Here is a 15,965-nt window from a genome sequence, read left to right as displayed (position 1 = left end):
ATGAATTTTACAGACGCAAAAGAAATTCAAATCGATGGATTTACGTTAACTATTGAACAAGTTTATAAAATTGCTCACGCCAAAATCGGTGATATTAAGTTAGAACTTTCTTCTGACTCTAAAAAAAGAATGCAAGAGTCTCGTGACTTTGTATTTGATATTGTAAAAAAAGGGAAACCTGTCTACGGTATTAATACAGGTTTCGGCGCCCTTTCAAGCAAACACATTGCTGAAAAAGATCTTGCACAACTTCAAGTCAACCTAATTCGCTCTCATTGTACAGGTGTTGGTAGACCTTTTAGCAGAGAAGTTACTCGTGCAATTATGGTTCTTAGAGCAAATTGTTTGGCATCTGGCTTCTCCGGAGTAAACCCAGAGATTGTTCAGCTCCTTCTTGATTTTATCAATTACGGTGTTACTCCAGTTGTTCCGGAAAAAGGATCTGTTGGTGCTTCAGGTGACCTTGCTCCTCTATCACACATTGCCCTTGCATTAATCGGAGAAGGTGAAGTTGAGTATGAAGGTAAAATCGTTAACTCTTCTTTTGCAATTGACCAAATAAAGAAGCAAGCAGCTGTACTAGGTCCAAAAGATGGTCTTGCCCTAATTAATGGTACAGCTGTAATGACTGCACTTGGTGCACTTGCTATTCATGAAGGTACAGATTTAATGAAACTTGCTGATGTTGTTGCGGCGATGACTTTAGATGGTGTGCAAGGAACTGATTCTGCTTACAATCCATTAATTACATCTTTGAAACCTCACCCAGGTCAATTAGATGTCGTTGTTAATTTAAATAATATTTTAGAAGGTTCTGAAATTAAAGATTCTCATAGAGAATGTACTAAGGTTCAAGATCCATATTCTCTTCGTTGCGTACCTCAAGTTCACGGTGCTTGTCGCCAGACTTTAATCCATGCAAGAGATGTAATTACAACAGAACTTAATGCCGTAACTGACAATCCACTTATTTTTGTTCAAGAAGGCAAAGTTATTTCTGGTGGAAACTTCCATGGAGAGGCCTTAGCGTTTGCCATGGATTATCTGGCCATGGGTCTTGCTGAGCTTTGTAATATTTCTGAAAGAAGAATTGAGAAAATGATGAATCCAACTTTTTCTGAATTACCTGCATTTCTCGTTAAAGATTCAGGACTAAACAGTGGACTTATGATTGCTCACGTAACTGCTGCAGCTCTTACATCTGAAAATAAATATCTATGTCATCCTGCTTCTGTTGACTCTGTACCAACATCAACAGATAAAGAAGACCACGTTTCTATGGGTGTAACGGCCGGAAGAAAGCTTCATGAAGTTGTTTTCAATTTAAAACAAGTTCTTGGAATTGAACTTCTTTGTAATACTCAGGCCCTAGATTTTCAAACACAGAAATCTTCTCCTGCTATTGAGGAAGCTCGTAACGTTGTTAGAAAACATATTCGCCCAATTGAAGAAGACAGAATTTTCTACAAAGATATGGAAAAACTTGTTCGCCTAATCGAAGGACGTGAAATTTTAACGGCCATTGAAACTCACGCTGGCGAGTTGAGGTAACAATGAAAGTTCTTCGTAACTTCAATCAAATTATTACATTAAAAAAAGCTCATGAACTTGATGGTCGCAATCTAAAAAATTGCGATCTTTCTATTATTGAAAATGGTTCTGTTGTTTTTGATGAAGAAAAAATTATTTGGGTTGGAGCTGATGAAGAACTACCAGAAAATTATAAGAATATTCCTTACCTAAATAAGAAAGGGCATGTTCTCCTACCTGAGATAGTAGACTGTCACACACACCTTGTTTTTGGAGGCAATCGCGCCAAAGAATACTCAATGAGACTAAATGGTGCTGATTACCAAGACATAGCCAAGGCCGGTGGTGGAATTCTATACACAATGAACAAGACTAATGAGCTCACTCGAAGCGAATTATTTGATCTTGCTTGTGAGAGAATTGAGAGAATCAATTCATATGGTGTAGGGACAATTGAAATCAAAAGTGGTTATGGTTTAAATTTTGATAAAGAATACGAGTGTTCTCTTATTATTGATGATCTAAAACAAAAGTATGCATCGCTAGGAATACAAATCATCAATACTTATATGGCCGCTCACGCTGTTCCAAAATCTTTTGCCAGTTCGTCTGCATATTTAGATGAAGTCGTTATTCCACTCATGAAAAAGCTGGTAGACGACGGCGTTGGAATAGATTTTGTCGATATTTTTCATGAAGCTGGGTACTTTGATAACAAAGATACACAAAAACTTTTTGATATGGCCCAAATACTTGGTCTGAAATTCAAGAGCCATGCTGACGAGTTTATTGATAATAAGGGCGCAGTCCTTGCTGCAACTTCTGGTGCTTCGAGTACTGAACATCTACTTTGCACAGAAAAAGATGGAATTGAGGCCCTTGCGCAATCTTCTACTGTAGCGACACTGCTTCCGGGAACAGGATTCTTTCTTGGTAAGCCCCAAGCGAAAGCTCGCGCTTTTTTAGATGCTTCAGTCAAAGTTGCCATCGGCTCTGATTATAATCCTGGATCATGTCATTGCGACAACGTCATACTTGTAGCATCCCTCGCAGCCCCACATTATAAAATGACACTCACTGAACTTTGGGCGGCCATCACACTAAACGCTGCTCATGCATTAGATTTAAGAGAACAAGGAGCGATCATTCCTGGTCTAAAACCAAGATTCTCATGTTTTGCAGTAGATTCTGTAGATGAAATTACATATTCATGGGGAAGAAACTTCAAGGCCTCGTTACTTTAACCAGGCCTTTATTTGCTCTTTGAATTCTTCTGAATTGAAATCAACTCCGCCATTGTAAACTTTTTGAACTTTACCCTTAGCGAAGACAATAGTAATTGGAATTGCCTGAATCATAAATTCATCAATTATTTTGCCGTCCGAAAAAGGAATTATATCAAAATTTAATCCGAATTTTTTAATCACTTTTTTAAGTTCTTTTTCAGAATCTTCTTTATCAGAAGAAATGGCAACAATAGAAAGATCTTCGTTTTTGAAACTCTTTCTAAGTTCAACTAGACTTGGGAATTCCTCGAGACATGGTTGGCACCAGCTGGCCCAAAAATTCAAGATTACAACGTTTTGCAGTTTCTTGCCATCAATGTCTTTACCATCAAATGTCTTTGCATTTATCGTTTTCAACTTATTCTCATACAGAGAATTGATCTTCTGTTCTGTTTTAGAAGGTTTCGCGATTGATTTAAAGACGTTAGAATATTGAGGTAATAAAATTACCGACAATAAAACTAATACTGTGATCCAAGGTAAATATTTCTTCATTGTTATTAGAGTTCCAGCTACTAAAATAGAACTATTACTAAGCGAGTATATCAGAAAATCTCTAAATGATCGACAAGAACGAATTTGACCAGAAGTTTTCCGACGAACGTGGTCAGACATTTCTAGAATTCTTACTCCTCATTGCAATAATGATTACACTTTCCTATATCATGATTAGAGGTGTAAATGGCCAAGTGGCCGAGCGATGGACCATACTCATAAAAATTATTGCCGCCCCAACTCCATCTAATATCCAAGTTTTATAAAAGAGGTCTAAATGTCATTTATCCTTTCCATTGATCAAGGAACGACTGGTACAACAGCGCTTCTGATTGATTCTAAGAAACTAAATATTATTGATAAGATCAATTTTGAATATACTCAACATTATCCAAAGCCAGGATGGGTCGAGCACGATCTTGATGATATCTGGCACTCTGTCTCGATGGCCGTTAAAGAACTACTCGATAAAAACTCAATAAATGCTAGTGCAATCGAAGCGATTGGTATTACGAATCAACGTGAAACAACATGCGCCTTTAATAAGGCCGGTAAGCCTCTAGCAAAAGCGATTGTATGGCAAGATCGCCGAACAAGTGAGTTTTGTTTACGCCTTCAAGAAGGTGGCAATAATCGCCTTTTCAAATCAAAAACTGGTTTACCGCTCGATCCTTATTTTTCTGGTACAAAAATCAACTGGCTATTAAAAAATAACGATGCTGTTAAATCTGCACTCGCAAACAATGACCTTAGAGTCGGTACAATAGATACATATTTATTGTATAAACTTTCAGGCAACCATAGTTTTAAAACTGATACATCAAATGCCTCAAGAACACTTCTTATGGATCTCCAAACATCTTCTTGGGATGAAGAACTTTGTGATATTTTAGAAGTGCCTCAATCAATATTACCTGAGATTTGTGATACTTTTTGTCATTTCGGTACGACAAAAGGTTTAGCTTTTCTTCCGGATGGTATCCCTATCACTTGCTTAATCGGTGATCAGCAATCGGCCCTTTTTGGCCAAGCAGGATTCACAAAAGGAGATATGAAATGCACATATGGTACAGGGGCATTTCTTCTTCTAAATACTGGTACGGAAATTGTTAAATCTGAAAACGGGTTATTATCTACCAATGCCTTCAGACACAAAGGCATTAATCATTATGCCCTTGAGGGTAGCTGCTATATTGCTGGTGCTGCAGTTCAATGGGTTCGTGATAATTTAAATTTCATTGACTCCGCCAGCGCCATTGAAGAACTCTCGCAAACTGTAAAAAATATGGATGAGATGAAACATATTCTTTTCATGCCCTTTTTCTCAGGTTTAGGAAGTCCATTTTGGAATCCAGAAGCAAAGGGGGCCATCATTGGTTTAACGAGAGACACTTCAAGAGCTCATATCGCTCGGGCCTGCCTAGAAGGTATAGCATTATCTATTGATGATATTATTACTGCTTTTGAAGAAGATTCTAAACATAAAATTGAAGAACTACGCGTTGATGGTGGTGCTACTGCTAACAATTTACTTTTGTCACTACAATCTACTTTTGCAAATTTAAAAATTATTCGTCCTGAAGTTATTGAAACAACAGGCTATGGTGCCGCGCTCGGTGCACTTGTTGGAATGGAGAAACTTTCATTCAGTCAAATCAGTGAACTCTGGCGTGAAGATAGAACCTTCACCCCAGACAATACACTTTCAGACTACTGCCAAGAAAAGAAAGTTTACTGGCAAAATAGCGTTAAAAAAATGTTCTTATAAAAGCTTATCAAGCTCCTGTACTCTCTTGATGCCAATGATATCAAGAGAGTATTTTCCTTTAAATTCTGAAGCAACTTTAGCACTGGTAACAACTTTTTTATAATTTAGCTGGGCCAATTCCTTCAATCTCATTTCCATTCTTGGCACACTTCTAACTTCACCAGTTAGACCAACTTCACCAACGAAGACCGTTCCACCATCTACAGGTTTAGCGCGATAGGAACTCAATAAAGAAGCAATCACACTAAGATCACTTTCTCTAGTTGTAAGTTTCATATTACCTACAACATTTAGATAAATATCATTAAAACCAAGCGGTATTCCCATATATTTTTCAATTACAGCTACTAGCATTGCAAGTCGATTTGTATCTATTCCTTGAGTCGTTCTTCTACCGTTACCATACTTATTTTCAACAACGAGAGATTGAACTTCGATAAACAATGTGCGAGAACCTTCTATGACACAGCTTAAACTTCGACCAAATGAACCCTCTAGATGTTCATCTAAGAAGTATTGGCTTGGATTTTTCACTTCAATCAATCCACCCTCGCCCATTTCAAAAATTCCAACTTCATTTGTATTTCCGAAACGATTCTTAATGGCCCTTAGCATTCTATATTGGCCGAATTGATCTCCTTCGAAATAGATTACTGTATCAACCATATGTTCAAGAATTTTTGGACCAGCAATAGCTCCATCTTTTGTGATGTGACCAATTACAAAACATGTTATCCCGTTAGATTTCACATGATTCATAAGCTCATAGGTTACTTCACGAATTTGTGAAACTGTTCCTGGGGCAGATTGGATTTCGGAAGAAGTCGTAGTTTGAATTGAATCCAAAACCATAAAACGGGGTTTTATCTTATGAATTTGTTCTTGAATTTTTTGCCAACTAGTTTCGTTATAAATATAGAAATTACTCTCATCAACACCAATTCGTTTACAACGATCGGCAATTTGATTAACACTTTCCTCACCTGAGACATACAGCACATTACCAGATTTTAAGTCCGATAGTTTTGCCATGAGTTCTGTGAGTAAGGTTGATTTACCAATACCTGGTTCTCCACCAATAAGAAGTAAGCTACCTTTTACAATTCCACCGCCTACAACTCTATCAAATTCTCCAATACCAGTTTTAACTCTCTCATAAACCGACTTTTCTACTTCGCTAATTAATTTAGGTGGCTCGCTTCTGCCAATAACTGAACTGTTTGTAATATTAACAGTTTGCTTGGTGAATAACTCCTCTTCGAACGAATTCCATTCACCACAATCAGGACATCTTCCCAACCATTTTGCCGTTTGGTGTCCACAATTATTACATGTAAATACAGTTGATTTTTTCTTGGCCATTAGCTCAACCCTTTATCTTTAAGTCCGATAAGTCTTCTAGTACTTATTGTAGGATTATTTTTATGAAACTTATACCTCTACTTCTTGTTTTTTTAATCGCTAGTTGCTCTCATCTTGACAGAGCACCCTCATCGACAGAGACAATCTATTCAAAGTTTTCACCGCGAACAGGTAAAGAAGCCTTTGATATTATTTATGACCGAATTTCAAATGCAAAAAAATATGTCTATGTGACAATTTATTCTTGGTCTGAAGTTAGCCTAGACAATGCTCTTGCTGCTGCATGTACTAATGGCGCCGAAGTAAAAGTCGCGATTCATAGTGATTTGTTCAAAACAGCTGCAACAAAAAAGAGAATGGAAGAACTTGAATCAAAATGTGTAGAATTCAAAAAAACTGCAAAAAAATCGCATGTTAAATTTACTATCGTTGATGATATTTTTTTAGTAAACACCAGTGCGAACTTCTCTAGCAAGGCCCACTCTACATATAATGAATCCTTTGTATTCTTTGAAGGAAAAGAATTAGATATAAAGTATTCATCTATCCTTTCTCAGTTTAAAAAAGAATTTTCTAACATATGGAATTCTAGCTCTGATTATCTTTCTAAAGACGACAAAGTCTCAGATAAAATCATTTTTGATTTCGATGAAGGAAAAGACCTAGAAGTGAATATGATTTCGAGTACAGAGAATTTTGAATTTCTTGAAAACCCAAAAATTGAACAAGCTCAGAAGGATGGCATCTATTCTGTTTTAAAACGTAAATATAATAAAAAAATAAAAACAGAAGTTGTTAAAGAAGCCGTTTTAAATGAAATCAACAAGGCCAAAAAATCAATCTATTTGAATGTAAACCATTTCGTTCACAAAGATTTGGCCGATGCAATTTTGAAGCGTGCCAAAGATGATGGAATTGAAGTTAAAATTGTAGCTGATAATCAAGAATATTCACCAAAGAGTACAAAATTATTAGTTTCTTATATGGCCCGTGAATGGTTAAAGCTCTTCCCTGGTCAAAACCCTCCGATTAGATTTAAGTACTATTCTTTTTTACCAAATATTCGTTTTTCACAAATGAATCACAATAAAACGATCATCATCGATCATGAAACAAAGAATCCTGTTCTCATAACAGGGTCATATAACTTCAGTGATACGGCCGAAAACACGCAATTTGATAATCTTGTTTTCTATCATGGAAAATCATTCATCGAACTTACAAAGACGTTCGTTGATGATTTCTATTATCTTTGGGATTATGGTCGCGGTGATGAATCAGTTCTTCTTACAGCTGAAAAGAGTTTCGCGGCAGAAGATGCGGTGTACGTTCATACAAAAAAACCAATCTCTTTAGATTGGTTTGAAATACAGGCATTGCAAAAACACATTCAAAAAAAATATGGTTTTCCATTCAATCAGTATAAGAACATGCGAGATTGTTCTGTGTATATTGTTTCTAAAAAGAAATTTGCAGGATGTTTACCTAAGTAAACATCTTGCTCAACTCTTCTTCAGATATAATCGGTATATTTAATTCTTTTGCTTTTTTAGTTTTTGATGATGAACTATTTTTATCATTACAGACTAAGTAATTTGTATGAGATGATACTGCACTTGCTGTTTTTCCGCCATTGAGCTTTATTCGCTTTTCAATATCACTTCGTTTTTCCGATAAAGTTCCTGTGATGACAAAAACTTGCCCTTTGAGAACAGTGTCCTCAGCTGAAACAATTTCAAAACTTGGATTGAATCCGATTTTATTAAGCTCTAAAATAAGTTCTCTTTTACTCTGCAATGACTGAATAAAATCTGTCGCTGATTTTTCAGCAAATCCATCAATCATAACAAGTTGCTCAACTGTAAGGCCTAAAATTTTATCAATTGAATTAAAACCAAAATTAACGACTCTTTCACATTTGTTAATGGCCCCACCAGAAATTCCTAGGGCCGATAAGAATTTTACTAGATCAACTTTTTTAGATTTTTCGATGGATGTTACAAATTTAGTAGCTAACTTTTCTTTAACTTTATCCAGCTTTAAAAAATCTTCTTCTGTTGCTCTATAAAGATCTGGAATATTTCTAATGATTTTATTGTTAATCATCTCCTCAAGTCTCTTAGCGCTAATATCATCAATGCCAATTTTTTGAACAAAATTCAAAATTGACTCTAAGACTACTGCCGGGCATTCTTCGTTTTTACACAAAAGTCGTATATCGACTTCAAAAACTTCTCTTCCACAACTTGGGCAGTGGCATGGTCTTTCGAATTTATTTTCTGATGCTTTTACAACTGATAGAAATTTGGGAATGACTTCACCCGAGCGAATGATTTCAATTTCATCACCCTTTTTAAGTTCAAACTGCTTTACCATACCATAGTTATGTAACGTAACCCTTGATATCATTGCTCCGCTAAGTTCGACCGGTTTTACAATCCCCACAGGAGTTAAAATTCCATTTCTTGAAACAGACCATTCAATGTCTTCAATGATTGTTGTTTTTGATTCACCCTGAAATTTAAAGGCCATCTTATATCGAGGATGGTGAGCCGTTTCACCAAGGGCACTATGAAGGGCCAGGTCGTTATAAGCAAATACCAATCCATCGATTTGATATTCACCCTCGGCCATAAACTCTCTCGCCTCTTCAATTACTTTTTCAACGGCCTTAGCATCTTTATGTAATTCGATATTTAGAACATCAAACTTTTCTTTTTTTAGGAGATGATACTTATCCATTTCTGTTCGAACTTCAAACTCATCTTCGCGGATAATATCAAAGGCCTTAAATTTAATATAGCGACATAGCTCTAAGTGATCTTTACGACCCATTAGTCCAGCAACGATATTTCTTTGAGAAGTAGGTTTTTCAAGACCGGCAGAAACCATTTCGTTAGATAAATTGAGAAAATCTTCTTCTGTACAAAAAAGTTCTCCTCTAATTTCCACTCTACCTTTTGATGAAATGATTTGAGGAACATTTGAAATCCACTGAACCTTTGAAGTTATATTCTCTCCAAAAGATCCATCACCTCTCGTTTTTGCTAAAGTAAATTTCCCATCTTCATACAATATAGAACAGCTAATACCATCAATTTTAAACATACTCACAATTGCATGATCGCCTTTCCATGAAATTAGATCATCAATTACATATGTCTTATCAAGTGAAAGCATTTTCTTATCGTGCTTCACTTTATCTAGCCCAGTAGCAACACTTCCAACAACTTTTAATACATGACTCTCTGGAGAGAGCTTTCTAAGCTCTTCTTCCAGTTTGTCATATTCAATGTCGTTTATTTCTGGGCGCCCTTGATAGTAGAGCGCTTTGTAATATAGGATTTTCTTTTCTAGATCTTGAATGTTCTTCATATTTAAAAATTAAACGTTGCTCCGACCCTCAAAGAGGTATCTTTTAGGTTCATTGTTTTATCAGGATTTTTAAATTTCGCCTTACTATTAAGGTGATTCAAACCTGCTTCAAATTGCATAGAGGGACTATATTGATAGCTACCTCCAATTTCAAGCTCAAAGTTCGATGCAGAATCATCACCACCATTTATAGCGACTTCTTCTTCATAAGATGGACCCAATATAAACTCTAGCCCTAAATAAATACGATATTCGTTTGCAATTGGCACACTTCCTCTACCACCTAATAATAGTCCACTAAACGTTACCTCTGTAATTCCATCATTGGCCTGTGTATCTAAACCATAGTTATTAGATGCATAACCAATATATCCATCAATTTGTGGTCCATAGAAAAATCCTAGGGGAAGATATTTATAACCGGCCTTTAACTTATAACTTCCAAATGACATCGAATTTGAATCAGATTGTAGTGAGCCCGTACTTTGACTATATGATCCAAACTTTCTTGTTAGATCAAAACCTACCCAATATTTTCTTGTTAGCCACAATTCTGTTTCAAGATCTATTCCAAGTAATAGGCCACTCATCTTCTTAGTTGAACTTCCTCCAGTAACAGCAACGCTTCCTGATCCTAGAGTAAAGAAAACTCCGGCCTTACCAAGTTTACCAAAATTATTATCATCTTCTTTAACTTCGTTATACTTTGCTTTGACATCATCACTAGCTAACTCTTTAATCAGAACCCAGTCTCCAATTTGTGTACGTCGATTATCATCATACTTTATAACTTTCCCTTGGGCCTGTGTATCAGCGGCATGAAATATTCTAGCTTCACCAACCTTAACTGTTTCCCAATCAACAATCTCTTTTAAAAGTGGATGTCTTCTTTTTCTTTTTATTCTTCTAATTTCAATATCTCTATCAACTCCTAGACCATACATTTTTCCAATATCTACAGTGAATTGATTTCCTAAAACACCAGTTACTAAACCATCGTATGGAATATTTTTTTCATACACTTCTAGCCAGTTTTTTACTGTCTGACCCAAGATCACAGGATCATTACTATCGAGTGATGTTTTTTCTATGAAATAAACATCTTTCCCGTTTTCACCTATTATTTTTACGAGAACATCACTACCTTTCGGATAAAATTTCAAATCTATTTTTACCAATGTTCCAGCTCTTGATTTTTCAGAGATAATTTTTAGTACTTCTGGGTTCTCTAGTGATTCATGAAGTGAATTTTTGTAATTAGATAAAATATTCAGAATTTCAGAATTTGATTCGTAGTAACACCATGAAGAATCTTTTAAGTATCTCTCAACTTCTTCAAATACTTTAAAACCAACACTTCCTCCTACCTGATCAGAAATAGGTAGTAACATACATCTACGCATTGATTGAGTTGCAAATGCAGTTGATGACAGTAGTAGAAAAACAGCTAAAACAATTCCTTTCATTTTAATTTCTCTCATAGTTTATTAGTCATACTAATGATATCACATTACTTTTCAAAGATACTAATGCCTGAGTGTTTTGATTCACTACTCAAACATACTCTACAAAATTATAGACTATTTCTTTATTATATTTTAGTTCCCAACTATACTATTCTCATGCAAAGAGTAGATTTAAATAATTTTCGCAATAAAAAAGTGGCCTTAGTTCTTTCTGGTGGTGTTGTAAAGGCCGCTGCTTGGCATTTGGGTGTCGCCCACGCGCTTGAAGAACTAGGTTTCACCTTGAAAAGTAATTCATCTGCACAAACAGATTTAGAAATTTCTACATATGTTGGTAGCTCTGCTGGCTCACTAATTAATCTGTACTTTGCTAGTGGCTACAGACCCGTCGATATTATTCAATCATTTATTGGCAAATCAAAAGACGGCAAAATTAAGAGTATCACTTATAAAGATATGCTATCTCTTAAGCACCCTATGAAAGGTGGACGTAATACTGATTTTTACGATCCCCTCGAGGGCTTCCCTTACATGCTCAAAAAGTTTTTAAATCCTGTGTTGAATCTATCTGGTATTTTTTCAACACAAGGTCTTCATGAATATATAACTAAAAATATTATTACTGAGGACACATTTGAATCCTACTTGGCCGATATGTTTGTCGTGGCCACACAACTCGATCACTCGCGAAAGGTTATTTTCAGTAAGTACAATTATCCAAGTCCTAGTCATGATTCTACGGCCTGTTACTATACTGGAATTCCTATTTCGGAAGCTGTTACAGCAAGCATGAGTGTTCCACCATTTTATTCGCCTCACCCAATTAAAAACCCGAAAACGGGGCAGACTGATTATTATATCGATGGCGAAATACGTGAGACTTTATCAACACACGTTGCAATAGATAATAATTGTGAGTTCATCATTAGTAGTTGGACCCACACTCCTTATCATTTCCATGATGAGATCGGATCTCTGATTAATTACGGCCTTCCCGCAATTTCAATGCAAGCAATCTATCTTATGATCCAAAAAAAGATTGTTGCTTCTAGGGCAAGAAGGGCCACTGCGGAAGATATTCTTAATACGGTAAGTGACTATATGAAAAGTAATCGCATGGATGAAATTCATAGAAAAAAAATTCTTTCTATCCTCGAAAGAAAGCTCGATTATAGACCTAATGTTCACCTAATCGATATATTTCCTAAACACGAGCAATATAAAATATTTTTTAGGAATTCATTCTCTCTAAACCCTGCAAAAACTAGTGAGCTCGTTACCGCTGGTTATAAACGCACCATGGAAGTATTCAAGCATCACGAATGGGAAAGTTAGTTCTATTTTTCGCACTATTCACAGTTAATATCCATGCTCTCGTTCCAGAAAATTTTCTACAGAACGATATTTCTCTTATTACTGAAATTGTTTACGGAAAAGAGCTCGATGACGCAACTATTCTTATTGATCCGAAAGAAGATTCTGTTTTTGATAATTTAATAAACGACCCGAAAGATAAGGTTGCTCCTGATTTTAAAGTTCCTCAGTTTTTTTATAATAGTACAAAATTTTGGTTCTATATTTATACAAAGTATCCAAGCACTTCAGTTGTTATACATGACAAAAAGAACTTAAATATTGTTTATGAAGAAATGGAATTTTCTAAGTTAAAAAATAAAATCTCAAACTCACATGAGAGATATCTCTACCAAAACAAACAAGTTGATAAAGAGATTACTAAATATAAAAAGGCATTCCGAAATCTTGCCAATGGTAGAAATAAAGGTGAATTAGAAAAGAGGATACTCGCCCGCCTTTTAGAGCTTAAAATTATAATTCCTAAAAACAAAAACAAGCGTGCAATTTTCTTTAAATCACTTTCAAGCAATATCCGCTCACAAACTGGTCAACGTGATAATATAAGTACTGGAATTAAATATTATATCCCTTTTAAGCATACGATGGATGACTATATCCAAAGATTCAATGTTCCAAAGGAGCTTGTCGCAATTGCATTCCTAGAATCCTCTTTTAATATTCGTGCAAGAAGTAAGGTGGGTGCAAATGGTGTTTGGCAATTCATGCCCTATATCGCAAAGACCTTTATGCATAGTGATCGAAATATAAATGATTCTTATAACGTATTGTTATCAACATTATCTGCTCTTCATCTCTTAAAGCAAAATCATAAGATTCTCGGAACATGGCCGCTTGCAGTTGCTGCCTATAATTCTGGAACGAAACATTTTCTCAAGGCCAAACGACAATTAAAAGACAAAGACGCCAAATTAGAAGACATTCTCAAAAAGTACGACCATCCCCATATAGGTTTCGCTGCAGAAAATTTTTATAGTGAGTTCCTCGCTCTGGCCTATACTCTTACATATATGGATTATTTTTTTAAAGATGAGTATGAACTTTTCAAGAAAACGAAACCTCGTATCATTGATCCTTATATTACTTTATGTAAGTTTAGACCTGATCACTTTCTGAAGATAATTACTGAAAGTTCACCAATGATTGGCTATTACAACTATCATTTTAAAAACAAGACTATTGCTTATCCACGAGGTCAAATTGTCTTCAGTGATATCACTCTAAATTCAAAGAAGTATCAGAAGTTACAGGAATCTCTCCTTACAGAGAGATATCCTATTAATTGGGTGAAGTATTCAAAGCTTCAAAAATGTTCGATTAGATAAGTTTTTTTAGAACAATAAGTTTTTAGATAATCTTTTTTGCCATCGATATATTCAATCTCAGAGTAAATGACACCTGGACCATCACCAATAAAGTAGGCTTTAGTTGTTAATTCACTTGGCTCTAAATCAAACATCCCATCTTCATCAAAATAATAAAGATCGGTAGGCATCTTCCCTTTGTTATCAAATGAGTCAAACCTAATATTTTTAATTTTCTTTGATGGTCTAATTTCAACTATACAATTTTCTTCCATAGATCCAAGATCAAAAAGATCGATTAAGTATTGCTGATACTCTTGCGAAGGTAAGACAACATTTGATTCATCGTTATAACTAACAATTACATTTCCACGATCATTTTCAAACTCAAGCATATTTTTCATACCGCTAATTCTAAATGTCGTTTTAATTTTATAACGATTAATTCCAACTTCAGTTGCTCTGTTTTTTGAATTGAATTGATAAATCCCACTGCGAATATTAAGTTCTTGTACTTTATTTGTAAGAATACTCTCTTCAAATAAGTTAAACTCCTTAGCTTCGCCTTCTGCAACAACTGGATACTCAAAAAATATTTCATCATTTTGGATATTGATTACTTTTTCAGCATAAAGCCCATCCATAGTCTGCACTTGTAATAAAGCATTACCTTGATCGATTCCAAGAAATAAAAGGTAACGATAATCATTATCTTGTGTTGTCTTCCTAAAATCATCAGTTAGATAGATTTTTTCAACATAAGGACGGTCAATTTCAGCAGTTTCTAGTTTGTCATAGAGATCAACAAGAAGAGCACCACCATAGGCATCACTTGAATATCTATCCACAAAGCGCAAGAAGCTCTCTTTTTCAATTAGAGGTATTTCAAACTCTGTTTGACCAAAGTATAACCCAACCTCAAACGAAAGCGGCACAAGGCTCTTTCCGTCCACCATATAGCGAACAATTGATCCTTCTTTTGCAATATCGTAATTAATTTCTGTCACACCTTTAGTTGGATAAGATAAATCACCTGTTCCAACATTTAGGACTTCATATTTTTGATCTTTTATTGCACCAAAGCCTAATTTGTATGAATTTGCCTTCAGTTTAATTGTAGAAGAATAATTTGATTTTTTTATTTTTTGTCCAGGACTCAGCGTATCTACAAGTTTCTCTAAGTCTGTTAGCCCGGGATTCACTTCTTCTTTTGTTGCACTGGCCTTATTTGTAACTTCGTCAGTTATAAGTTCATCACCTTCAATATTTATGGCAACTTCATTTCCAATTTCGTTTTTTTCAACCTTCGCATAATCTTTTTTTGTGTAATATGACATTACCCAATTATCTGTATGAATTGCTGTAAATAGCGATTCAACAAATAATGGATCAAGAGTCTGCTCTTTTTCTGTAGAAAATGCTGGAATCGAACCAAGTATGAATAGGAAGCATAATAATTTCATCATTATCTCTATTGTTTCAAAATTTTTCGATAATTCAAGATGATAAAAAAAGCCCAGTAGTTGAATACTGGGCCTTTTTATTTTTGATTGTTTTAATCAGGAATTGCTTACTTTCTAGCTGCGTTAAGCTTAGCACAGTGAATACGTAGCTTAGCTCTCTCAACTTTACGCTGATACTTAACAATTTCTTCATCAGAAAGAGTAGTATTAGCAAGTTTGCCTTGAGCATCTTTAAGAGCATGTTCTGCTCTTTCTAGATCAAGTTCGAAAGATTCTTCAGATGTATTTGAAAGAATTTGAACTTTACCTGCAAGAACTTTACAAATCCCTGTTGTAACTGTGAAGTATCTGTTCGCCTCATCGCCAGAACCGATAACAGTAATTAGTCCTGTATCAAGTTTCTCAACAATGTGAGTGTGATCCTTCATTACTTCGATTTGACCCTTAAGAGTTGGGATAAAGACATTCTCAGCTGGAATGTCTTTAGCCACGACTTTATTTGGAGTCAAAATATCTACTGTAAAGTTGTTCATAATTTAACC

General features: G+C 35.3%; 13 protein-coding genes. 7 read left to right on the top strand and 6 right to left on the bottom strand.

Annotated features, from left to right (window positions below):
• Positions 1-1,551, top strand: coding sequence for a histidine ammonia-lyase (hutH, locus tag M899_RS01760; RefSeq protein ID WP_021269667.1), 1,551 nt, complete (start codon positions 1-3; stop codon positions 1,549-1,551).
• Positions 1,552-1,553: 2 nt separating this feature from the next.
• Entirely contained in the window at positions 1,554-2,774 is a 1,221-nt protein-coding gene (gene hutI / locus M899_RS01755; protein WP_021269692.1) for an imidazolonepropionase, read from the top strand.
• On the opposite strand, the gene M899_RS18165 is transcribed toward hutI, so the two are convergent.
• Positions 2,766-3,311, bottom strand: a complete 546-nt coding sequence (locus M899_RS18165; RefSeq protein ID WP_021269690.1) for a peroxiredoxin family protein — start codon at positions 3,309-3,311, stop codon at positions 2,766-2,768. The two genes, hutI and M899_RS18165, sit on opposite strands and share 9 nt — an antisense overlap.
• A gap of 65 nt (positions 3,312-3,376) precedes the next feature.
• Here M899_RS18165 and M899_RS18495 point away from each other — a divergent pair, with 65 nt between their 5' ends.
• Positions 3,377-3,577: a hypothetical protein gene (locus tag M899_RS18495; protein WP_034727357.1), complete on the top strand. Its 201-nt coding sequence runs from the start codon at positions 3,377-3,379 to the stop codon at positions 3,575-3,577.
• An 11-nt stretch (positions 3,578-3,588) separates the two neighbouring features.
• Positions 3,589-5,079 carry an FGGY family carbohydrate kinase gene (locus tag M899_RS01740; protein WP_021269656.1) on the top strand — a complete coding sequence of 497 codons (1,491 nt, stop codon included), beginning with the start codon at positions 3,589-3,591 and terminating at the stop codon, positions 5,077-5,079.
• Here the strand turns inward: M899_RS01740 and radA are convergent.
• On the bottom strand, positions 5,074-6,441 hold the full coding sequence (gene radA / locus M899_RS01735) for a DNA repair protein RadA (protein WP_021269649.1): 1,368 nt from the start codon (positions 6,439-6,441) through the stop codon (positions 5,074-5,076). The two genes, M899_RS01740 and radA, sit on opposite strands and share 6 nt — an antisense overlap.
• 62 nt (positions 6,442-6,503) lie before the next feature.
• Between radA and M899_RS01730 the strand changes: the two genes are divergently transcribed.
• Entirely contained in the window at positions 6,504-7,934 is a 1,431-nt protein-coding gene (locus tag M899_RS01730) for a phospholipase D-like domain-containing protein (RefSeq protein WP_021269676.1), read from the top strand.
• Here the strand turns inward: M899_RS01730 and ligA are convergent.
• Both ligA and M899_RS01720 read right to left on the bottom strand, forming a co-directional pair.
• Positions 7,927-9,816, bottom strand: coding sequence for an NAD-dependent DNA ligase LigA (ligA, locus tag M899_RS01725; RefSeq protein ID WP_021269672.1), 1,890 nt, complete (start codon positions 9,814-9,816; stop codon positions 7,927-7,929). The two genes, M899_RS01730 and ligA, sit on opposite strands and share 8 nt — an antisense overlap.
• Before the next feature lie 2 nt (positions 9,817-9,818).
• Entirely contained in the window at positions 9,819-11,297 is a 1,479-nt protein-coding gene (locus M899_RS01720; protein WP_021269642.1) for a hypothetical protein, read from the bottom strand.
• Between the two features lie 141 nt (positions 11,298-11,438).
• Here M899_RS01720 and M899_RS01715 point away from each other — a divergent pair, with 141 nt between their 5' ends.
• Both M899_RS01715 and M899_RS01710 read left to right on the top strand, forming a co-directional pair.
• Positions 11,439-12,617: a patatin-like phospholipase family protein gene (locus M899_RS01715; RefSeq protein WP_196801713.1), complete on the top strand. Its 1,179-nt coding sequence runs from the start codon at positions 11,439-11,441 to the stop codon at positions 12,615-12,617.
• Entirely contained in the window at positions 12,605-13,981 is a 1,377-nt protein-coding gene (locus M899_RS01710) for a lytic transglycosylase domain-containing protein (RefSeq protein WP_021269688.1), read from the top strand. Before M899_RS01715 ends, M899_RS01710 begins: the two co-directional genes overlap by 13 nt.
• On the opposite strand, the gene M899_RS01705 is transcribed toward M899_RS01710, so the two are convergent.
• Complete coding sequence (locus tag M899_RS01705; protein WP_021269702.1) at positions 13,960-15,426, bottom strand: hypothetical protein; 1,467 nt, start codon at positions 15,424-15,426, stop codon at positions 13,960-13,962. The two genes, M899_RS01710 and M899_RS01705, sit on opposite strands and share 22 nt — an antisense overlap.
• A 104-nt stretch (positions 15,427-15,530) precedes the next feature.
• Positions 15,531-15,956, bottom strand: a complete 426-nt coding sequence (gene atpC / locus M899_RS01700; RefSeq protein ID WP_021269651.1) for an ATP synthase F1 subunit epsilon — start codon at positions 15,954-15,956, stop codon at positions 15,531-15,533.
• Positions 15,957-15,965 lie beyond the last annotated feature (9 nt).

The organism is Bacteriovorax sp. BSW11_IV (assembly GCF_000447755.1).
In the GTDB taxonomy this organism is placed as follows: domain Bacteria; phylum Bdellovibrionota; class Bacteriovoracia; order Bacteriovoracales; family Bacteriovoracaceae; genus BSW11-IV.
The sequence above is the reverse complement of the archived record's forward strand: the minus strand, read 5'-3'. Positions and strand labels throughout refer to the sequence as shown.